The sequence below is a fragment of the Bradyrhizobium sp. genome (genome assembly GCF_004799445.1).
Classification (GTDB): domain Bacteria; phylum Pseudomonadota; class Alphaproteobacteria; order Rhizobiales; family Xanthobacteraceae; genus Bradyrhizobium.
Genome location: NZ_SSNA01000100.1, coordinates 25,441 through 45,616 on the forward strand (window position 1 = coordinate 25,441; position 20,176 = coordinate 45,616).

Below are 20,176 nucleotides of genomic sequence, written 5' to 3' on the forward strand. Positions count from 1 at the left end.
GGCCTGCGCCAAGAGGCGCATCCCGGAATGACGAAAAATAGGTTGAGCTCTAAACCCTTAGCAGCGCCTGGCGGTCGATCTTGCCCGTTCCGGTTTTCGGCAGCTCGTCGAGGAATTTCACCTCGCGCGGATATTTGTAAGGCAACAGCTTTGCCTTGACGAAATCCTGCAGCATCTTGGTCGCGTCGCCCTCGTCGAAGCTGCGGCTGTTCATCACGACCACGGCCTTCAGGGTCATGCGCCGGTCCGGCAGTTCGAGCGCGAACACCGCGCATTCGCGCACTTGCGGATGTTCGGCGAGGCAAAGCTCGACCTCGAGCGGATAGACCCATTGGCCGGAGATCTTGATCAGGTCGTCGGCACGGCCGCGGAAGAAGTGAAAGCCGTCGGCATCGCGCACGAAACGGTCGCCGGTGTAGATCCACCCCTTCTCGCGGATGGTCTCGGCGGACTTGTCCGGCCGGTTCCAGTACAGCGGCGTGTTGGAATCGCCGCGCACCCACAGAATGCCTTCCTCGTTGTCGCCGACCTCGCGGCCGTCGCTGCTTTTCAAGGCAATTTCATAGCCGGGCACCCGAAGCCCGGCGGCGCCGAGTTTCTTCTTTTCCGGCCGGTTGCACAGATAGATGTGCAGCACTTCCGTGGAGCCGAGGCCTTCGATGATCTCAAGGCCAGTCAGCGCCTTCCAGCCGTTGAATACCTCGACGGACAGCACCTCGGCGGCGGACAGCGCCATGCGCAGCGAGGAAAAATCGGTATCCGCCGCGCCTTCGGCTTTGGTCAGGGACGTATAGAGCGTCGGCAGTCCGAAAAACACGCTGGGACGATAACGCTCGATCGCCTCGAAGATCGCCTGGGGTTTCGGCTGGCCAGGCAGCAGCAGGGTCGCCGCCCCCGCGGCGAACGGAAAGGTGATGGAATTGCCGAAACCATAGGCGAAGAACATCTTCGGTACGGAAAAGCAGATGTCGCTGGATTCGAGCTTCAGAACGTTCTGCGCGAAGGCCAGATCGCTATAGGCCATGTCGTGCTGCAGATGGACGATGCCCTTGGGCCGGCCGGTCGAGCCCGACGAATACATCCAGAACGCCATCTCGTTGCGATCGGTAGCAGCCTCGGCCAGATCGGCGGGAAATGCCGGCAGCCATCGCTCCGCGACGATGATGTTCGGCACCGCCTGCTCGCTCGCCGTGCCGTTGACCACGATCAGGGTGCGCAAGGCGGTATCCGCGCAGGCCGTGCGGTCGAAACGTGCGCAAAACTCGGCGTCGGCAACGGCGACCGTGGCGGCGGAATCCGACAGGTAAAACTGCAGCAGGTCCGGCGGCGTCAGCGTGTTGATCAAAAGCGGCACCAAGCCGGCGCGAACCGCGCCGAAAAACGCCGCCGGATAGGCCGGCGTATCGTCCAGAAACATCAGAATACGGTCGCCGCGCTTGAGCCCGAGCGAGAGAAAGCCGTGGCCCCATTGCGAGGCCTCGGCGCAAAGCTCACAATAGCTGCGCGTCCCGGCAGGCCCGGTAAGTGCCAGCCGGTCGCTGCGGCCGTTGCCGAGATTGTCGAACAGGATGCGGCTCGCATTATAGGTTTGCGGAATCGAAAAGCCGATTTCGCGCGCGCCGGGACTGTCGGCTGCGACCTGATCGATGATCTCAGGCGGCCTGGACGACATCATGCCTTGCCTCCGCCTGCGGAAAGCCGCCGCGATGCCTCGTAGCCCGCCATGAAGCCGGGCGACATCGCGCGCAGGCGCGCGTCATCGATCCGCCCGGAGCGGGTGATGTAGCTATAGGCGAAATCCATCAGCTCGAGCTGCATGTGCTCGGGGAATTGCGCATACCAGTCGGCGCTGGTGCGCGCCGCGGTTACCAGCTTCTTGACGATCGGCTGGCGCTCGCGCATGTAGCGGCCAAGTGCTGCGGCCACGTCGAGCTCCGCTTCCAACGCCTTGGTGAGCGCGATCGCGTCCTCGATGGCGAGCCGCGTTCCCGATCCGATCGAGAAATGCGCCGAGTGCAGGGCGTCGCCGATCAGCACCATATTTTTGAATGACCAGCGCTCGTTCCAGATCCACGGAAAATTGCGCCAGACCGATTTGTTCGACACCAGTTCATGGCCGTCGAGGGTGGCGGCGAACACCTGCTCGCAAATAGCTTTGGATTGATCGACCGTCTTGTCGGCAAAGCCGTAACGCTGCCAGGTCGGCAAATCGCATTCGACCAGGAACGTGCTCATGCCGGGCGAATAGCGGTAGTGATGGGCGTTGAAGGTGCCGAGGTCGGTTTTCACGAAGGTCTGCGACAGCGTTTCGAACCGCTTCGTGGTGCCATACCAGGCGAATTTGTTGGCCGAGTAGGACAGCGAGGTGCCGAAATCGCCCTCGAAGGCGCGGCGCACCAGCGAGTTCAGGCCATCGGCCGCGACGATCAGGTCGTAGCCGGCCAGCTGGTCGACGGAGGTGATCGGCGTGCCGTAGCGCGGTGCGACCCCGACCGAAGCCGCGCGCGCCTGCAGGATACCGAGCAGCTCGAGCCGGCCGATCGAGGAAAAGCCGACGCCGTCGATCTCGACGCTTTCGCCGCGCAAATGGAGCGTGATGTTCCGCCAGCTCTCCATCCTTGGCGTGATCGCATCGACCGTGTCGGGATCATCGGCGCGCAGGAATTCGAGCGCCTGCTCGGAGAACACCACGCCGAAGCCCCAGGTGGCGCCGGCAGCGTTCTGTTCGAACAGATCGATCTGCGCGTCGGGGTGGCGCTTCTTCCAGAGATAGCTGAAGTAGAGGCCGCCGGGGCCTCCGCCGATGACGGCGATGCGCACGCCTTCCCTCCCTGATCGACAGTATACTGACGAATTGGCCCGAGAATAATCCGTGCCGGGCGACCGCGCCAGAGGAATTATTCGACGAATGCGGCATCTCGCAGCCTCTCCGGCATACACGCCCGTCTGGCGAGACTGGTGCCACAGCCGATCGGGTTCGCACCCGAAGCAGATTTTTCGCAACGCCGTGCCGCATCAATCGGATCGAAGCGTTGAAAGGTCGACTAAAATCCAGCGAACGGCATCATTTTCTTTCGAGTTTCGCCGTGAGCGGATTGTTGCTATCCTTGGATGGCGGAAGCGCCCCTCTGAGCGAGACAGTTGGAGGCCGGGATGAAGCCGATGCGGTTGCCAGCAGGCTCCAGGCTGAATGGTCGCACAAGGCCTGCAGCCGTCGCTATCGGCCAGATTGCGCTCGCGATACCGTTATTCGCCGCGTTAGGCGCCTGCGAACAAAATACCTTCGTGCCGCCGCCGCCGCCGAAGGTCGACGTCGGCCAGCCGCTGCGGCAGAACATCACGCGTTTTCTCGAGGCCACCGGCAACACCGCACCCATTCAGACGGTCGATCTCGTGGCCAGGGTGCAGGGCATCCTGCAATCGATCAACTACAAGGATGGCACCTTCGTGAAGGAAGGCGCGACGCTGTTCACGATCGAGCCCGAAACCTACAAGCTCAAGGTGGAGCAGGCGCAAGCGGCCGAGGCCGGCGCGCAGGCATCGCTGAAGCAGGCCGAAGCCGACTACAAGCGTCAGGTTGATCTGGTCGCCCGGCAAGCCGTCTCGCAGGCGACGCTGGATACGTCGACGTCTTCACGCGATAATGCCCAGGCCAACCTGCAGCAAGCTCAGGCCAATACCAAGATCGCGCAGGTCAATTTCGGCTATACCAATGTGGTCGCGCCATTCGACGGCATTGTCAGCGCGCACCTGGTCTCGGTGGGAGAACTCGTCGGCGCGGCGTCGCCGACCCAGCTCGCGACCATCGTGCAGCTTGACCCGATCTACGTGAACTTCACCGTCAACGAACAGGATGTGCTGCGAATCCGGGCTGAGGCCAAGCGGCGGGGACTGACGACGAACGATCTCACGCAGTTGCCGATCGAGATCGGGCTGCAGACCGAGAGCGGCTATCCGCACACTGGCAAGCTCGATTATGCCGCGCCGACGATCAACCAGTCGACCGGCACGCTTGCGGTGCGCGGCGTTCTGCCGAATGCCGACCGTATATTGCTGCCCGGCTATTACGTTCGTGTCCGTGTTCCCCTTGATCAGCAGCCAAACGCGCTGCTCGTGCCGGACGCGGCGTTGGGCAGCGATCAGGCCGGACGCTATCTGCTCGTGGTGAACGGCGACAATGTCGTTGAGCAGCGCAAGGTCCGGACCGGGCCGGTCGAGGGTGACTTGCGCGTCATCGAAAGCGGTCTCAATGCCGAGGACCGTGTCGTCATCGCCGGGCTGCTGCGTGCAATCCCCGGACAAAAGGTCGATCCGCAACTGCAGAAAATCGAGCCGAGCCAAGCGACATCGAATTAGGGCCGAGCATGATTTCGAAATTCTTCATCGAGCGGCCGGTTCTTTCCAACGTGATCGCGATCCTGATGATCCTGATCGGCGGCGTGGCATTGTTCAGCCTTGCCGTCGCGCAGTATCCGGACGTTGTGCCGCCGACGGTGCAGGTCACGACGCGTTATCCTGGCGCCAGCGCCAAGACCGTCATCGATACCGTGGCGCTGCCGATCGAGCAGCAAGTCAACGGTGTCGAGGACATGATCTATATGCAGTCCTATAGCGGCGCCGACGGCACCTACACGCTCACGGTCACTTTCAAGATCGGCACCGACCTCAACTTCGCGCAGGTGCTGGTGCAGAACCGGGTGTCGAGCGCGCTGTCGTCGCTGCCGCAGTCGGTTCAGAACCAGGGCGTCACCGTGCAGAAGAAGTCGACGGCGATCCTGCTGTTCGTGACGCTGACTTCCCCGAACGCGACCTACGACGGTCTTTTCCTCAGCAATTACGCCACCATCAGTATCCGGGACGAGCTATCGCGGTTGCCGGGGGTCGGCAATGTGACGGTGTTCGGCGCCGGCCAGTATTCGATGCGGGTGTGGCTCGATCCGAACAAGCTGCAGGCGCGCGGGCTGATGCCGCAGGACGTCATCCAGGCGATCCAGCAGCAGAGCCAGCAGGTGACCGCGGGGCAGGTCGGCATGCCGCCGACGCCCCCCGGACAGGCGTTCCAATATACGCTGAACGTCAACGGCCAGCTCGACGACGCGAGCCAGTTCGAAGCTATCGTCGTCAAGACCGGCAACAATGGCGACGTGACCCGGGTCCGCGACGTTGGCCATGTCGAGCTCGGTGCGCAGACCTACAGCCAGATATTCTCGCTCAACAAGAAGCCGGCCACCGGCATCGGCGTGTTCCAGTCTCCCGGCGCCAACGCGCTTGAAGTCGAGAAGGCGGTGAAGAAAAAGATGGCCGAGCTGGCGGCGCAGTTTCCGCAGGACGTCAGATACGACACGCCGTTCGACACCACCAAGTTCGTCTCGGAGTCGATCAACGAGGTCTACAAGACGCTGATCGAAGCCGGCTTGCTGGTTCTCGTCGTGATCCTTGTCTTCCTGCAGGACTGGCGCGCGATGCTGGTCCCGGCGACCACCGTGCCGGTGACCATCATCGGTGCGTTCGCGGCGATGGCGGCGCTCGGGTTCACCATCAACCTGTCGACATTGTTTGCGATAGTGCTCGCGATCGGCATCGTGGTGGACGACGCCATCGTCGTCGTCGAAGGTGCCGCCCACAACATCGAAAAGGGAATGTCCGGTCATGACGCCGCGATCAGCGCGATGGACGCCCTGTTCGCGCCGATCATCGGGATCACGCTGGTTTTGATATCGGTGTTTCTGCCGGCGGCGTTCCTGCCGGGACTGACCGGCCGCATGTATGCGCAGTTCGCGCTGGTGATCGCCGCGACCGCGCTACTCAGCGCCGTCAACGCGGCCACGCTGAAACCGACCCAATGCGCGCTGTGGCTGCGCCGGCCGGTGCCAATGGGCCAGCGCAACTGGTTCTACCGCGGCTTCAACTCGGTTTATAACCGCCTCGAGCGCGGCTACGCCGGGTTGATCGGCCGGATGTCCGCGCACAGCAATCTGTCGGTGATCATTGCCCTGGTCCTGATCGGCATCGGCGGCTACGGCCTGTCGCGGGTGCCGACCGGCTTCATTCCGATCGAGGATCAAGGCTATCTGCTGGTCGCCGTGCAGTTGCCCGATGGCGCGGCGCTCGATCGCACCCAGCGTGTGCTGGACCAGGTCAGCGAAATCGCCGGTAAGACCCCCGGGGTCGAGCAGGTGATCAGCATCGCCGGCCTGTCGGCCCTCGACGGCAGTTCAAGCCTCGCCAATGCCGGGGTCGCCTATTTGATCCTGAAGGAATGGAGTGCACGCGGACCCGGCCAGGATCTGCGGTCGCTGTTCGTTGGCCTGAACGCGAAGCTGGCGGAGATCCAGCAAGCGCGGATCCTGGTGATCCCGCCACCGCCGATTCAGGGCATCGGCAACGCCGCGGGCTTCGCCATGCAGGTTGAATTGCGCGACGGCAATTCCGACTTCGCCAAGCTGCAAGCCATCACCGACGCGGTCGTGGCCAATGCGCAGACACAAAGCGCGCTGCAGCGCGTCAGTTCGCCGTTTCGTTCGTCGGTTCCGCAGTTCGACGTCGAGGTCGACCGCGTCAAGACCCAGACCCTGCATGTCACCACCGATCAGGTGTTCTCGACGCTGGCCTCCTATCTGGGATCGTCCTACGTCAACCAGTTCACCAGGTTCGGCCGCACCTTCCAGGTCTACACCCAGGCGGATTCGCAATTTCGCCTGGCGCTGCGGGATATTGAAAATCTGATGGTCCGCAACCAGCAGGGCGACATGGTCCCACTGGGCACGCTGGCGACCATCACGCCGTCGGTAGGTCCTTCGCTGATCAGCCTGTATAACCTCTATCCGTCCGCGACCATCATCGGCCTGCCGGCCCAGGGCTACAGCTCCGGTCAGTCGATGGCGCTGATGGAACAGATCGCGGCCAAGACCTTGCCGCCGGGCACGGGCTACGAGTGGACGGCGATGTCGTATCAGGAGAAGTCCGTCGGCAACCAGATCTACTATACGTTCGGCCTTGCGTTGCTGCTGGTCTATCTGGTGCTGGCCGGGCAATATGAAAGCTGGCTCGCGCCGATCTCGGTCATTTTGGCCGTGCCGCTGTCACTGCTCGGCCCGATGGCCGTGCTCACCGGACTAAGAATCGAGAACAATCTCTATACGCAAATCGGGCTGATCTTGCTGATCGCGCTGTCGGCGAAGAACGCCATTCTCATCGTCGAAGTCGCCCTGGAGCTGCATGTGCGCGACCGCAAGCCGTTGCTGGAATCCGCGGTCGAGGCGGCGCGGGCGCGCTTCCGGCCGATCCTCATGACATCGTTCGCCTTCATTCTCGGCGTGCTGCCGCTGGTCACCGCCAGCGGCGCCGGCGCCAGCGCCCGCAAGTCGATCGGTATCACCGTGTTTTCAGGAATGATCGCTTCGACCTGCCTCGCCGTGCTGTTCGTCCCGACGTTTTTTATCGTGGTTCAGCGCTTCGAGAATTGGCTCGCGGAGCGAAAGAGAAAAACACCGGCGACGCAACCGATTCCGCAGTCGCCGGGCGCCACGTCTACACCCTGATCATCCGCTTGCCGCGGTTTTCGCCGGCGAGTAGTCCGATCAGCGCCTTCGGCGTGTTCTCCAGGCCCTCGATGACGTCCTCCTGCACCTTGAGCTTGCCGGAGGCGACCCATGATTGCAGGTCGCGCAGCGCCTCGTTGCGCCGATCCATGAAGTCCATCACGATGAAGCCCTGCATGGTCAGGCGCTTGACCACGATCAGGCCGGGCACGCCGCGTGGCCCGGTGGCTGACGGCGCGCCGTCATATTGCGAGATCGCGCCGCAGCAGGCGATGCGGCCGCGATTGTTCATCTGCGCCAGGCAGGCTTCGAGAATGTCGCCGCCGACATTGTCGAAATAGACATCGATGCCATTGGGCGCCGCGGCCTTGAGCGCCTTGAACACCGCACCGTCCTTGTAATCGACCGCGGCATCGAAGCCGAGTTCGGACGTCAGCCAGTGACATTTGTCCTTGCCGCCGGCAATGCCGACGACGCGGCAGCCCTTGATCTTGGCGATCTGGCCGACGATCGAGCCCACCGAGCCGGCGGCAGCCGAGACCACCACGGTCTCCCCGGCCTTCGGCTTGCCGACGTCGAGCAGTCCGAAATAGGCGGTGAGGCCGGCGACGCCGTAGACGCTGAGCAAATGCGTCATCGGTTCGATCTTCGGCATTTTCGCCAAATGCTTTGCCGGCACCGCCGCGTAATCCTGCCAGCCGGTATCGCCGAACACGATGTCGCCGGGCGAAAGTCCCGGCGCCTTTGATGAGACGACTTCGGCGATGCCGCCGCCGGCCATGACCGTATTGGGCTCGACGGCCGCGCGATAGGTCGCGCCATGCATCCACGCCCGGTTGGCGGCATCAAGCGAGATATAACGCACCCGCAGCAACGCCTCGCCATCGCCGGGTTCGGGGATAGCGCCTTCAGTCATTTTGAAATGCTCGGGTCCAAGTTTTCCGGTCGGCTTTTCCTTGAGCAGGACCTGGCGATTGACACCGTCACTCATGACAATTCCCTCCCGTTGAGATGGCTGTTCTTGATGCAGTCGGCGCGCAATAAACGCGCAGCCGCCGATTGTGCGTTGCGTAGAACGCTAAACGGCGGCCCCAAATTCCACAACGAGAACATTGTGGCAAACCGGCCTTGGGTTCAAGCGTGTTGCGTCGGCGGCGAAATCTGCCAAACTCGTGCCGCTGGGAACTTACGGGGGTAAGAAATGTCGAACAGGTTTACGCAGTATATTCTGATCGCGATGGTGCTTGGCATCGTGATGGGGACGCTGGTCTTCAATTATCTGCCGGACATCCGGGCCGATATTGCATCAAGCGTAAACCTGATCGCGATGCTGTTCCTGCGCCTGATCAAGATGATCATCGCGCCGCTGGTTTTCGCAACCCTGGTCGGCGGCATCGCCCACATGGGCAGCGGCTCCAAGCTGGGACGGATTTTCGCCAAGACCATGGGCTGGTTCGTCAGCGCTTCGTTCGTCTCCCTGCTGCTCGGCCTGGTGATGGTCAACCTGCTGCAGCCGGGGGCCAATTTCCCGGGCACCCTGCCGGACAAGGCGCAATCGACCGGATTGCCGGTGTCGGCCTTCTCGATCGAGAAATTCCTGACCCATCTGATTCCGACATCGATCGCGGATGCGATGGCGCAGAACGAGATCCTGCAGATCGTGGTTTTCGCGGTGTTCTTCTCGGTCGCGCTGGGCGCGATGCCGGAGCGCTCCAAGCAGATGCTCTCGCTGATCGACGACCTCGGTCACATCATGCTGAAGGTCACGGGCTATGTCATGCTGTTCGCGCCGATCGCGGTATGGGCAGCGATCATGGCGACGGTATCGAAGAACGGCCTTGCCGTGTTGTGGAAGCTGATCGTCTTCATGGGCGGCTTCTATCTCTCGCTGCTGATCCTGTGGGGCATCCTCGTCGTCGTCGGCTTCATCGTCATCGGGCCCAGATACGGCCATCTGTTGCGGCTGATCCGCGAACCGCTGATGATCGCGTTCTCGACGGCGAGTTCGGAAGCCGCCTATCCGAAGACGCTCGAGGGCCTCAACCGCTTCGGTGCTTCGTCGCGGATCTCGAGCTTCGTGCTGCCGCTGGGGTATTCCTTCAATCTCGACGGCACGATGATGTACTGCACGTTCGCCAGCATCTTCATCGCGCAGACCTACAAGATCGAGATGTCGCTCGGCACCCAATTGGCGATGTTGGCGACGCTGATGATTACCTCGAAGGGCGTTGCCGGCGTTCCCCGCGCCTCGCTGGTGGTGATCGCCTCGACGCTGAGCCAGTTCGGCATTCCAGAGGCGGGCCTATTGATGATCATGGGCATCGATACCTTCCTCGACATGGGACGCAGCGCCACCAATGTGATCGGCAACTCGCTCGCCACCTCCGTGGTGGCGAAGTGGGAGGGCGAACTCGCGCCCGAACACGCGCTCGGCCCCGACGACGTGGTGCCCCCGGACATGATTCCCGGCGAAATCCCTGCCATGGCCGGGCATTGACGGGAGCGATGCATGCGCCAAACTCCGGGGAGATCGGCCCTCGCCTGCGGCCTGTTGCTGGCAGGATGTCTGCTGACGACGGCGGCAGGCGCCCAGACCGGCGGCGAAGGGCTCAGCCCGACGCTCGCTAAAATCAAGAGCAGCCATGTCGTGCATCTCGGCTATCGCGAAAGCTCGCCGCCGTTCTCGTTTCTCGATCAGGCCAACCGGCCGATCGGCTACAGCCTGGAGCTCTGCGAAGCGGTCGTCGACGAGATCGGCGTCGAGGTCGACGACCCCGGTCTCAAGATCGAATACGTCAAGGTCACCTCCGATGACCGCATTCCGGCTGTGGTGCAAGGCAAGATAGATCTGGAATGCGGATCGACCACGGCCAACGCCGAGCGCGCCAGGCAGGTGGCGTTCTCGCCGCTGATGTTCGTGGCCGGCACCAAGCTGATGGTGCCGAAGGCCTCGACCATCTCGGCGCCGGCGGACCTCAAGGGCAAGACCGTGGTGGTGACCAAGGGCACCACCAATGAGCAGGCCATGCATGCGGTCGACAAGAAGCTCGCGCTCGGCCTCAATATCGTGGCGGCCGCGGATCACGAGCAATCCTATCAGATGCTCGTCGACGGCAAGGCCGATGCATTCGCGACCGACGATATTCTGCTGTACGGCCTGATTGCGCGGCACAAGTCGCAGGACAAGTTCCGCGTCACCGGCGACTATTTGTCCTACGATCCCTACGGCATCATGTTCCCCAGGGCGGAGCCGCAACTGGCCGCGGTGGTGGAGCGAACCTTCCGCAAGCTCGGCACCAACCATGATCTGGTGCCGCTCTACAACAAATGGTTCGTCTCCCGCCTGCCCACCGGCGAGAAACTCAACGTTGCGATCTCGCCGCAGCTTGAGGACGCCTTCAAGGCGCTCGACGATTCCGAGGGCGCGAACAATTAGTTTTCAGGGCTTGACCTTGATGTGCAGCGCGGTTGCAGTTGCGTCCAGCGCGCTGTTGAAAACCGCCTTGGTTCGGCCGGCCAGGGTGCCGGCCTCGTAGGTGGGTCCGGCGGTAAAGCCCGTTTTCGGCCTCAGTCCGACGGAGTTTTGCACCTTGGACAGCGCGCTCGCAAAGCTTGCCGTTGCCGCGCCCGTGGCCTTGTTCAGGTCGGACGTCTGCTTGGCGATGAAGGCTGTGGCCGACGATGATATGGACGATATATCGGTCATGCGAGGCTCCGTGCTTTGGGAAAACATCGGTCGGTTATGGTTAACGGATCGTTAACGGGCGGGTTCTGGCGGGGCACGGCGTCAATTTTCGTGTGGCGCGTTTTCGACACGCAAACCGGGCCCGCGCCGGATCAGGTCCAGGGCAGCCGGTTGCTCATAAGCGCTCTAGAAAAATTCCAGATCCTTGGCGCGGCCACCGCGGGCAACAGCAACGAATTCGATCGCGGTGAACAACCCGCCGGCCACGTAGATTTTCCGGTTCAGCGAAACGGCGAGGGCCTGGCTTGTGCTGAAAGCATCCTCGATCGTCGCGGCGATGCGGACATCCGCCTGCGGATTGATTTTTCGCACGGCGGCGGCGATCGCCGCCGCGTCGCCGCCCTTGTGGTGCGCCGCGGTGCAGATGATCGTGTCGAACGACGGCGCCAGCGCGCCTGCGATCTCGCTGGCCTTCTTGTCGAAGGACACGCCGACCACGAGAATCCAGCCTTGCGCGCCGTAAGCCGCCTTGAGGCCGGCGAGCGATTGCCTGATGCCGTCGGGCGTGTGGCCGACGTCGATGACGGTGAGCGGCTCCAGGCGGATGATTTCGAGGCGGCCGGGCCAGCGCGTGTCGCGCAGGCCGGATCTCACGGCGGCCTCGATCCGGGCGGATGGCTCTCCGGGCTGCATTTGCCTGCGCCACAGCAGGAACAGCGCGATCGCGATGGCGGCGTTGTTGAACTGGAATACACCGATCAGGGATGTATCGAGGGAGCGGAATTCGCAATCCTCGAATCCGAAATCGAACCGCTGTCCCGACGGCTGGACGGTTTCGCCGCCAATCCGGATCTCGTCGCGGACAAACAGGCTCGCGACCCCGCGATTGCGATTATATTCGAGGATATGCGGCCGCAGGCTCCGGCAATTATCGCCATAGATGAGGGTGCCGCCGCAGGCGCAGGCGTCGCTCTTGTCGGAGACGATCAACTGTAACGAATTTCCGAGCAGTTCGACATGTTCGTAATCGACTGACGTCACAGCGGTCACGGGGCTGCCCACCAGACGAACCGGATCAAAGCGACCGCCGATGCCGGCCTCGAACACCGCGAATTCGCATTGGCTTTCCTGAAAGTGAAGGCAGGCCGATGCGAACATCGCTTCAAAGGCGCCGAATTGCTCTCCCCTGACCGCCGAAACATCGGCGATGGCGGTTTTGATTCGCGCCACCAGCCGCACCAGCGGGTCATCGCCGATCGGCACGCCGTCGATCTGAAATCGTTCGTTGACGCGAAACAGGTGCGGCGAGGTGAACAATCCAGTTCGCAAGCCATGGGCGTGGGCGATGCGCGCGCAGAATGCGGCGGTGGAGCCCTTGCCGTTGGAGCCCGTCACCACGACCGAGCCGCGCTGCAGCCTGGCACGGTCGATCGCAAGGCGGTCAAGCAACGCCGCCATCCGCGCCAGACAAACCCCATCGCCGTATTTCGGCAGGTCAAACATCCAGCAAGCCCATCGCCGAGAATGTGTGGCGCCAGATTTTCAGGATCAGGTCGTCCCGATTGGATTCCTCCAGCAGCCGGATCGATGGATTGGAATTCACTTCGATGATCCGCACGGCGTCCGGATCTCCTCCGGTGTCGGCAAAGACGTCGACGGCGGCAACGCGCAAACCGAGCGTTTGCGCCGCCTTCCTCGCCGCCGTGAACGCCGCCTCGGAGCGGGGCGCCTCGAACACCATTGTTCCGCCGGCACTCAAATTCATCCGCCCGCGCATCGCCCAACGTTCGCCGGCGGCCAGCACGGTGTCGAGCGAAGTTTCTGATATCGCCGTTACCGCGGTCGGTGAGAGGCCGCGCGCCTGCAAGGCCGCGTTGTGCGCGATCAGCAGATCGCGGACGGTGCGCACGCCATCGCCCGACACAAACGGCGGATATTTCCTGACCGAATAGGCGACCTCGCCGTCGATCAGAAAAATCCGGTATTCGAGGCCCGCAATGATGGGCTGGATCAACACCGCATCATAGTATTGTGAAACCGAAAGCAAATATCGATCGAGCGCCGCTTCGCCGTGAACGACTTGTGCAAAATCGCCGCGCGATCCCTGCAAGGGTTTGATGAATGCCGCGGCGTGCAGTTTCCTGAAATACCCGAACGCATCTTCGCGCTCATGCCCGGCGGGACGATGCGCGCGGTGCCGGTCATGCAGGAAGAAATAGTCGCCGCCGAGCGTCGCTACACCGGCGCTTTCGAGGACACGGTTGGTGAAATACTTGTCGGATGCGAGCGTGGCGGCGGTGGAATTGTTTTGCGGATACCAGGAGCATCTTCCGGCGCCGAAATGAAGGCTCTTTGCCTTTGAAGCAACCCTGAAAAGCAGGCCGGTTCCGCCATCGATATCCTGAAACGCAAGCCCGAATTCGGCGCAGGCATATTCCGCATAGACCGCCTGGTCCGGATAGAAGGCGGCCTTTCCCGCTCGAAACTCCCGCAAGTGGCGCATGCATTATCCGGCGGTCTGGCATTCCAGTTTTTTGATGTTTTATCTCTAACGAATTTTTCGCTCCCCCGCGGCAATTAACTGCTGGATCGGCGTGAATTTCAGCAAGTTAATTGCGTGTTACTGCCTTGGCGGAGAAGGTTCTTAACCGGCATTCGGTTCGTTGAATCCCTTGCGATTTTTGACCCCCTGACGGCGCGTCAGGGCGTGTTGACTATCGCTGATATTGGGGTAGGTGAAGCGTAGTTCCTCAATCCTTGCAGGGGTTTTTCGCCTCACTTGGGCGAGACCAATCCGTTCGTTCTGCGGCCCACCAATCGGAAAATAACATCACATGAGCGCGTTCTATCGAGAGAAGGTTCTTTCCGTCCGGCACTGGACCGATACGCTTTTCAGCTTCACCGCCACCCGCGATACCGGCTTTCGATTTCAGAACGGGCAATTCGCGATGATCGGGCTCGAGGTCGAAGGGCGTCCCTTGCTGCGCGCCTACTCGATGGCGAGCGCCAATCACGAAGAGGCGCTTGAGTTCTTCTCGATCAAGGTCGCCGACGGGCCGCTGACCTCGAGACTTCAGCGGATCAAGGAAGGCGATACCATCCTGGTCGGACGCAAGGCGACGGGTACGCTGATTGCCGACAATCTGATTCCGGGCAAACGTCTGCTGCTGCTGTCGACCGGCACCGGGCTGGCCCCGTTCGCGAGCCTGATCAAGGATCCCGACGTGTATGAGAAGTTCGAGAGCATTGTCCTGGTGCACGGCTGCCGGCAGGTCTCGGAACTGGCCTATGGCGAAGAGGTGGTGGCGAAATTGCGGGAGGACGAATTGTTCGGGCCGCTGCTCGCCGAGAAGCTCGTATACTATCCGACGGTCACCCGCGAGCCGTTCCGTAACCGCGGCCGCATCACCGATCTGATCACCTCGGAGCAATTGTTCAACGATATCGGCCAGCCGCCGCTCGATATCGCTGGCGACCGGATCATGATGTGCGGCAGCCCAGCCATGCTTGAGGAATTGCGCCAGATGTTCCAGGCCCGCGGCTTTGTCGAGGGCAGCCACAGTGAGCCCGGCCATTTCGTGATCGAGAAGGCGTTCGTCGAGCGCTAAGGGACTCGATAGTCATTCCGGGGCGCGTCGGAGACGCGAACCCGGAATCGCGAGATTCCCCGATGCGCAATTGCGCATCTGAGATCTGGTCCTTCGGACCATCCCGGAATGACGGACAACAACAACCAGCCCGCACTCAATCGACGATGAAGAGCTTTGCCCCCGACTTCGTCGACGACCGGTGTGCGGCGTCGCCGAAGTCAGACACCTGGTAGCTCATGCCCGGCAGAAGTGTGAACCTGCGGCCGTCGCGCAACTCGGTGTCGAGCACGCCTTCCAGCACGTAGAGGACATGGCCTCGGTCGCACCAGTGGTCGGCGACATAGCCTGGCGTGTACTCGACCATCCGGACACGTAAATCACCCATATTCAGCGTGCGCCAGAACGCCTGGCCGGTTTCACCCGGATGGGTCGTGGCGGCAACCTGGCTCCAGTCCGTGACGGTGAAGGGCAACGGTGGAATTTTCATTCGGCAAAATCCTGATTGATTCCACGGCAGCGGGCATCCCGGCCATGACGGTGTCGCCGCGCTGCGAAACGTCCAGCAATCTATTCACCGATGCTGTGGCCGCCAACAACCAATGTTGATGATGTGATCCGACTGCCGCCTGCTATAAAAACCGCCCAACGTCGTGCGGCTTGTCGTCAACGCGGCGATGGCGGGAGCGCCTGAGGTTTTGTTCTTATCCAACCACGTTGCGCCAGCGAAAACGGCCTTCGTCTTCGCGGGCGGGGGCAGTTACGGGGCCATTCAGGTGGGCATGATGCATGCGCTCGCCGCCCACGGAATCTCCGCCGATATGGTGGTCGGCTCGAGCGTCGGCGCCCTCAACGGGGCTTACTATGCCGGCGATCCCACGCTGCGCGGCGTCCTGCAGCTGGAAACCATCTGGCGCGGCTTGACCCGCCACGACGTTTTCCCGGTGACCTGGCACACCATGCTCGGGTTTCTCTGGCGCCGGGATTTCCTGATCCCGCATGACGGCATTCAGAAGCTGATCGACGATCATCTGCCCTATCGTAATCTCGAGGATGCGGAACTCCCGCTTCATATCGTCACCACCGACATCGTGTCCGGCGACAGCATCGTGCTGTCGGAGGGGCCGGCCGCGCGGGCGATTATCGCCTCCACCGCGATCCCGGGTGCTTTCGCGCCGGTCCGCTACAAGGATCTTTATCTGGCCGATGGCGCGATCTCCTCCAACACGCCGATCAAGGTCGCGGTTGCGAAGGGAGCGCGGCGGTTGATCATTTTGCCGACCGGCTACGCCTGCGCCACGCAGGCGCCGCCGCTCGGCGCGGTCGCCAATGCGCTGCACGCGCTGACCCTGCTGATCGCCCGGCAATTGGTGAGCGAGCTGGAAGATATCGCTCCCGACATCGAATACTTCGTGGTGCCGCCATTGTGTCCGCTGGTGGGATCGCCCTACGACTTCTCGCGAACGTCGGATCATATCGAGCGCGCGATCCGCAGCACCGATGCCTGGCTGGCGCAAAACGGTCTGGAGAAAGGCGGCATTCCCGGCGAGATGCGCCCGCACCGCCATTGAAGAACGCTGTCTGCCGCGCCTTGGGCGCACGACGGCCTTGCCGCGCGCAAGGGAATAAATCGACAAGGTCTCCGGTCTTATGGCCGGGCGGCGCAGGCGCTCTCGCGCTGACGAGCCGCTCAGGTTGAGCCAGGGTGCACTGCGAAAGGCGCGGGATGGGCGATCAACCCTTCCATCGGACGGATTGATTCCTCGCCGGATGGCTCGCTAGCTTCGCCGCCGTCAATTGTCATAACTGTGACCTTTGCCACCGATATCGTATACGGGTTGTTTGGACAATCGAGCTAGACTGTGATGACAAAGAATAACACGGCGAAAACGGCCTGAGGGATTCCATGGAAACGTTGATGCTTCCGTTCTCGCCACGCTTCATCGTGCTGACGATATGTGCCGTCGTCACGGCGTTGCTTCTCGGCCTCGGGATCGTCGACCACAAGGCGTTCGATCTGGTTCTCATTCCGCTGGTGATTTTCGGCGCGCTTACCTTGCTCGGCATTCGCGATCTCACGCAAAAGAGTCACGCGGTCCTGCGCAATTATCCGATCTCGGCGCATCTGCGGTTCCTGCTGGAAGAAATCAGGCCGGAGATGCGCCAGTATTTCTTCGAGAGCGAGAAGGACGGCATGCCGTTTTCCCGCGACACCCGCGCGGTGATCTATCAGCGCGCGAAGATGGCGCTCGACAAGCGGCCCTTCGGCACCCAGGAGGACGTCTATCGCGAGGGCTACGAATGGATTCATCATTCGGTGGCGCCAAAGGTTCGCGCCGACGAGAAGTTTCGCATCACCATCGGCGGCCCGGATTGCACCAGGCCGTATTCGGCTTCGGTGTTCAATATCTCGGCCATGAGCTTTGGCGCGCTCAGTCCGAACGCGGTGCGCGCGCTGAACGCCGGCGCCAGGAAGGGCGGTTTTGCGCATGATACCGGCGAGGGCGGCTTCAGCCCGTATCACCGCGAGAATGGCGGTGACATCATCTGGGAAATCGGCTCCGGCTATTTCGGTTGCCGCAACCATGACGGCAGCTTCAATCCGGAGGAATTCGCCCGCGTCGCCGCGGATGACCAGATCAAGATGGTCGAACTCAAGGTCAGCCAGGGCGCCAAGCCCGGCCATGGCGGCGTGTTGCCGGCGGCCAAGGTCTCGGAAGAGATATCCAGGATCAGGGGCGTGGCGATGGGCGAGGATTGCATCTCGCCCGCCTATCACCGGGCATTTTCGACTCCGCTGGAGATGATGGCCTTCATCGGCGAGATGCGGCGGCTGTCCGGCGGCAAGCCGGCCGGGTTCAAGCTTTGCATTGGCCATCCCTGGGAATTCCTCGCGATCTGCAAGGCGATGATCCAGACCGGAATCTATCCCGACTTCATCGTGGTCGACGGCAACGAGGGCGGCACCGGTGCTGCGCCGCTCGAATTCATGGACCATATGGGCATGCCGATGCGCGAGGGCGTCAATTTCGTCCACAATGCGCTGATCGGCATCAATGCGCGGGATCGCATCCGCATCGGCGCCGCCGGAAAGATCGCGACCGCCTTCGACATGGCGCGCGCGATGGCGATCGGCGCCGACTGGTGCAATTCGGCGCGCGGCTTCATGTTCGCTCTGGGCTGTATCCAGTCGCTGAGCTGCCACACCGACCGATGTCCGACCGGCGTGACGACGCAGGATCCGTCGCGCAATCGCGCGCTGGTGGTGCCGCACAAGATCGAGCGGGTTTACAATTATCACCACGCCACCCTGCACGCGCTGGCGGAACTGCTCGCCGCCGCGGGGCTGGAGCATCCGCAGCAATTGCGGCCGATCCATTTCTCGCAGCGGACGTCCACGACCGAGGTCAGGACATTCGCCAAGCTCTATCCGTCGCTGCGGTCGGGCGAACTGATCGACGGCACCAGCGATCCGCGCTTCCGCGAAGCATGGGCCATGGCGAGGGCAGAGACGTTCGCGGCGGCGGGGTGAGGCAAGGCCGCCGCAATCTTTCCGTCAGAGATTGATGCTGAATTTGGAAAGAACCCAAGCCGTGATGAAGTAGAGCGCCATCGTCAGGATGCAACTTGCCGCCATGCTCGGCCAGAAGCCGACGCCGGCACGCAGCATAGCGGGTAGGGCCAGAAACATCGGCAGCGATGGCAGGACGTACCAGAACGTCGATTCCGCGTGACTGGCGATCCGCTCGATGTCGCCGGTGTCACGCCAGAGCCAAAGAATTCCGAGCAGAGACACCAAGGGCAACGAGACGATCAGCGCCCCGAGCGCCGGGCTGCGCTTTGCAATTTCCGATACCGCCGCAATGATGATACCCGACAAAACACATTTGATGACGAAATACAGCATGTTACCCGCCCAGCCGACCTTACGCGAACTACGGTGCAACACCAGAAGGCTCAGCCCGGCGCTGCGAACGCCTCGCCCAGCCGCTAGTGCGGGTTTTCCAGGCTGAAGGTTTCCGACTGTTCGTCATAGGCAAACAGCTCGGCATAGCGCGCCCACGACACGATGGTCTTGAGCGTCTCATCCGCCTGATCTTCCGCCATATAGTCCTCGAGTTCGTTGCGGAAGCGCGCCGCTGGCGCGGTGTGCGATGGCCGCTCGTCAAGCACCCGGCGGATCAAACCCATGACCGGGACATAATTGATGAGATGTTCGGCGAACAGCCGCTTGCGCGCATCGGTTTCGAGGTTGGCGAAGCGTTTGCCGGCATCCGTCAGCATCAGATCGCCCTCGCTCAACTGGGCGAACCTCAGCAATTGCAGGGATTCGCCGAGGTGGAAGATATCGTCGGCCTCGAGCTGCAGGTGGCCCGCGAGGACCGGCAAATCTGCGTGCCCGTTATAGGGCGGCCCCGCCAACGTCTCGAGCAGACCCGACAGCACGTTGGACGAAACGTGGTTGAGGATCATGCCGACGCCGGTGCCCTGGATGCCCTCGATCGCAGGCGTTTTGGTTTCCGGACGCTGCGTCATGCGGGCATAGATGCTGTCGACGAGTTGCCGGAATGTCGGGTCAAGACGGTTGCGCGGGTGCGGCAGGTCGATCTTGATCTCAGCGGCAACGCGGCCGGGATTGGATGAAAACACCAGGATGCGGTCGCACATCAGAACCGCCTCCTCGATGTTGTGGGTCACCATCAGCACCGATTTGATCGGCAACCGGCCTTCGACCCACAGATCGATCAGGTCGGTACGCAAGGTCTCGGCGGTCAGCACGTCCAGCGCCGAAAACGGTTCGTCCATCAGGAGCAGGTCGGGATGCACGACCAGCGCGCGGGCGAAGCCGACGCGCTGGCGCATCCCGCCGGACAGCTCTTTGGGATAAGCGGACTCAAATCCGTCGAGACCGATCAGATCGATCGCCGCGAGTGCCCGCGTGCGGCGTTCGGCGCTTTCGACGCCGAGCGCTTCCAAACCCAGTTCGACGTTCTGCAGCACCGTCAGCCACGGAAACAGCGCGAAGGATTGAAACACCATGGAGACGCCGTTCGGCGGTCCTGCGATTGTCTCGCCACGGCATTTGGCATTGCCTGAGGACGGCGCGATCAGGCCGGCGATGATGCGCAGCAGCGTCGATTTTCCCGATCCGGACCGGCCGAGCAGACCGACGATTTCGCCGGAATGGATCGTCAGGTCGACGTTTTCGAGGACCAGCAGTTCCTCGCCGCTGCCCTTCGGAAACGACCGGCAGACGCCGCGGATGTCGAGCAGGTTGGCCTGGTTGGCAAGATCGAGCATGGGATTTTCCTTAGAGCATGATCCGGAAAAGTGGGAACCGGTTTTCTGGAAGGATCATGCGT

The 20,176-nt window shown here is 62.2% G+C and carries 16 protein-coding genes; 7 read left to right on the plus strand and 9 right to left on the minus strand.

Annotated features, from left to right (window positions below):
• Positions 1 to 49: 49 nt before the first annotated feature.
• Complete coding sequence (locus E8A46_RS13645) at positions 50 to 1,672, minus strand: benzoate-CoA ligase family protein (protein ID WP_291561548.1); 1,623 nt, start codon at positions 1,670 to 1,672, stop codon at positions 50 to 52.
• Positions 1,672 to 2,820, minus strand: a complete 1,149-nt coding sequence (locus tag E8A46_RS13650) for an FAD-dependent monooxygenase (RefSeq protein WP_291561428.1) — start codon at positions 2,818 to 2,820, stop codon at positions 1,672 to 1,674. Before E8A46_RS13650 ends, E8A46_RS13645 begins: the two co-directional genes overlap by 1 nt.
• Before the next feature lie 342 nt (positions 2,821 to 3,162).
• Between E8A46_RS13650 and E8A46_RS13655 the strand changes: the two genes are divergently transcribed.
• Complete coding sequence (locus E8A46_RS13655; RefSeq protein ID WP_291561430.1) at positions 3,163 to 4,356, plus strand: efflux RND transporter periplasmic adaptor subunit; 1,194 nt, start codon at positions 3,163 to 3,165, stop codon at positions 4,354 to 4,356.
• A gap of 8 nt (positions 4,357 to 4,364) precedes the next feature.
• Positions 4,365 to 7,541 carry an efflux RND transporter permease subunit gene (locus E8A46_RS13660; protein ID WP_291561433.1) on the plus strand — a complete coding sequence of 1,059 codons (3,177 nt, stop codon included), beginning with the start codon at positions 4,365 to 4,367 and terminating at the stop codon, positions 7,539 to 7,541.
• On the opposite strand, the gene E8A46_RS13665 is transcribed toward E8A46_RS13660, so the two are convergent.
• Entirely contained in the window at positions 7,531 to 8,532 is a 1,002-nt protein-coding gene (locus E8A46_RS13665) for an NADP-dependent oxidoreductase (protein WP_291561435.1), read from the minus strand. The two genes, E8A46_RS13660 and E8A46_RS13665, sit on opposite strands and share 11 nt — an antisense overlap.
• Positions 8,533 to 8,742: 210 nt before the next feature.
• Here E8A46_RS13665 and E8A46_RS13670 point away from each other — a divergent pair, with 210 nt between their 5' ends.
• Both E8A46_RS13670 and E8A46_RS13675 read left to right on the plus strand, forming a co-directional pair.
• On the plus strand, positions 8,743 to 10,038 hold the full coding sequence (locus tag E8A46_RS13670) for a dicarboxylate/amino acid:cation symporter (protein WP_291561436.1): 1,296 nt from the start codon (positions 8,743 to 8,745) through the stop codon (positions 10,036 to 10,038).
• 12 nt (positions 10,039 to 10,050) lie between these two features.
• Positions 10,051 to 10,977, plus strand: coding sequence for an amino acid ABC transporter substrate-binding protein (locus E8A46_RS13675; RefSeq protein WP_291561438.1), 927 nt, complete (start codon positions 10,051 to 10,053; stop codon positions 10,975 to 10,977).
• Between the two features lie 3 nt (positions 10,978 to 10,980).
• Here E8A46_RS13675 and E8A46_RS13680 read toward each other — a convergent pair whose 3' ends face one another.
• The 3 genes from E8A46_RS13680 to E8A46_RS13690 form a co-directional block, all read right to left on the minus strand.
• Positions 10,981 to 11,247 (minus strand): hypothetical protein, encoded by a 267-nt coding sequence (locus E8A46_RS13680; protein ID WP_291561441.1) that lies wholly within the window; start codon positions 11,245 to 11,247, stop codon positions 10,981 to 10,983.
• A 165-nt stretch (positions 11,248 to 11,412) separates the two neighbouring features.
• On the minus strand, positions 11,413 to 12,729 hold the full coding sequence (locus tag E8A46_RS13685) for a cyanophycin synthetase (RefSeq protein ID WP_291561443.1): 1,317 nt from the start codon (positions 12,727 to 12,729) through the stop codon (positions 11,413 to 11,415).
• The gene (locus E8A46_RS13690) at positions 12,722 to 13,729 is read right to left on the minus strand and encodes a hypothetical protein (RefSeq protein WP_291561444.1); all 1,008 of its coding nucleotides are present in this window, start codon (positions 13,727 to 13,729) and stop codon (positions 12,722 to 12,724) included. Before E8A46_RS13690 ends, E8A46_RS13685 begins: the two co-directional genes overlap by 8 nt.
• A gap of 331 nt (positions 13,730 to 14,060) precedes the next feature.
• Between E8A46_RS13690 and E8A46_RS13695 the strand changes: the two genes are divergently transcribed.
• The gene (locus E8A46_RS13695) at positions 14,061 to 14,834 is read left to right on the plus strand and encodes a ferredoxin--NADP reductase (protein ID WP_291561446.1); all 774 of its coding nucleotides are present in this window, start codon (positions 14,061 to 14,063) and stop codon (positions 14,832 to 14,834) included.
• A gap of 136 nt (positions 14,835 to 14,970) precedes the next feature.
• Here E8A46_RS13695 and E8A46_RS13700 read toward each other — a convergent pair whose 3' ends face one another.
• Complete coding sequence (locus tag E8A46_RS13700; protein WP_291561447.1) at positions 14,971 to 15,303, minus strand: DHCW motif cupin fold protein; 333 nt, start codon at positions 15,301 to 15,303, stop codon at positions 14,971 to 14,973.
• A gap of 187 nt (positions 15,304 to 15,490) precedes the next feature.
• On the opposite strand from E8A46_RS13700, the gene E8A46_RS13705 reads away from it, so the two are divergent.
• Both E8A46_RS13705 and E8A46_RS13710 read left to right on the plus strand, forming a co-directional pair.
• Positions 15,491 to 16,384, plus strand: a complete 894-nt coding sequence (locus E8A46_RS13705; RefSeq protein WP_291561550.1) for a patatin-like phospholipase family protein — start codon at positions 15,491 to 15,493, stop codon at positions 16,382 to 16,384.
• Positions 16,385 to 16,719: 335 nt separating this feature from the next.
• Positions 16,720 to 18,345 (plus strand): FMN-binding glutamate synthase family protein, encoded by a 1,626-nt coding sequence (locus E8A46_RS13710; protein ID WP_291561448.1) that lies wholly within the window; start codon positions 16,720 to 16,722, stop codon positions 18,343 to 18,345.
• 24 nt (positions 18,346 to 18,369) lie between these two features.
• Here the strand turns inward: E8A46_RS13710 and E8A46_RS13715 are convergent, their stop codons facing one another.
• Positions 18,370 to 18,720 carry a DUF3147 family protein gene (locus tag E8A46_RS13715; protein WP_291561449.1) on the minus strand — a complete coding sequence of 117 codons (351 nt, stop codon included), beginning with the start codon at positions 18,718 to 18,720 and terminating at the stop codon, positions 18,370 to 18,372.
• A gap of 83 nt (positions 18,721 to 18,803) precedes the next feature.
• A complete protein-coding gene (locus tag E8A46_RS13720) occupies positions 18,804 to 20,114 on the minus strand; it encodes a nitrate/sulfonate/bicarbonate ABC transporter ATP-binding protein (RefSeq protein WP_291561450.1) in 1,311 nt (436 codons plus the stop codon).
• Positions 20,115 to 20,176: the final 62 nt, after the last annotated feature.

Excerpts from the sequence above, each read along its gene's own strand:
- E8A46_RS13665 (WP_291561435.1), bottom strand. The coding sequence starts at position 8,532 with ATGAGTGACGGTGTCAATCGCCAGGTCCTGCTCAAGGAAAAGCCGACC.
- E8A46_RS13675 (WP_291561438.1), top strand. The coding sequence starts at position 10,051 with ATGCGCCAAACTCCGGGGAGATCGGCCCTCGCCTGCGGCCTGTTGCTG.
- E8A46_RS13720 (WP_291561450.1), bottom strand. The coding sequence starts at position 20,114 with ATGCTCGATCTTGCCAACCAGGCCAACCTGCTCGACATCCGCGGCGTC.
- E8A46_RS13655 (WP_291561430.1), top strand. The coding sequence starts at position 3,163 with ATGCGGTTGCCAGCAGGCTCCAGGCTGAATGGTCGCACAAGGCCTGCA.
- E8A46_RS13685 (WP_291561443.1), bottom strand. The coding sequence starts at position 12,729 with ATGTTTGACCTGCCGAAATACGGCGATGGGGTTTGTCTGGCGCGGATG.
- E8A46_RS13700 (WP_291561447.1), bottom strand. The coding sequence starts at position 15,303 with ATGAAAATTCCACCGTTGCCCTTCACCGTCACGGACTGGAGCCAGGTT.
- E8A46_RS13705 (WP_291561550.1), top strand. The coding sequence starts at position 15,491 with ATGGCGGGAGCGCCTGAGGTTTTGTTCTTATCCAACCACGTTGCGCCA.
- E8A46_RS13680 (WP_291561441.1), bottom strand. The coding sequence starts at position 11,247 with ATGACCGATATATCGTCCATATCATCGTCGGCCACAGCCTTCATCGCC.
- E8A46_RS13645 (WP_291561548.1), bottom strand. The coding sequence starts at position 1,672 with ATGTCGTCCAGGCCGCCTGAGATCATCGATCAGGTCGCAGCCGACAGT.
- E8A46_RS13710 (WP_291561448.1), top strand. The coding sequence starts at position 16,720 with ATGGAAACGTTGATGCTTCCGTTCTCGCCACGCTTCATCGTGCTGACG.
- E8A46_RS13670 (WP_291561436.1), top strand. The coding sequence starts at position 8,743 with ATGTCGAACAGGTTTACGCAGTATATTCTGATCGCGATGGTGCTTGGC.
- E8A46_RS13660 (WP_291561433.1), top strand. The coding sequence starts at position 4,365 with ATGATTTCGAAATTCTTCATCGAGCGGCCGGTTCTTTCCAACGTGATC.
- E8A46_RS13690 (WP_291561444.1), bottom strand. The coding sequence starts at position 13,729 with ATGCGCCACTTGCGGGAGTTTCGAGCGGGAAAGGCCGCCTTCTATCCG.
- E8A46_RS13715 (WP_291561449.1), bottom strand. The coding sequence starts at position 18,720 with ATGCTGTATTTCGTCATCAAATGTGTTTTGTCGGGTATCATCATTGCG.
- E8A46_RS13695 (WP_291561446.1), top strand. The coding sequence starts at position 14,061 with ATGAGCGCGTTCTATCGAGAGAAGGTTCTTTCCGTCCGGCACTGGACC.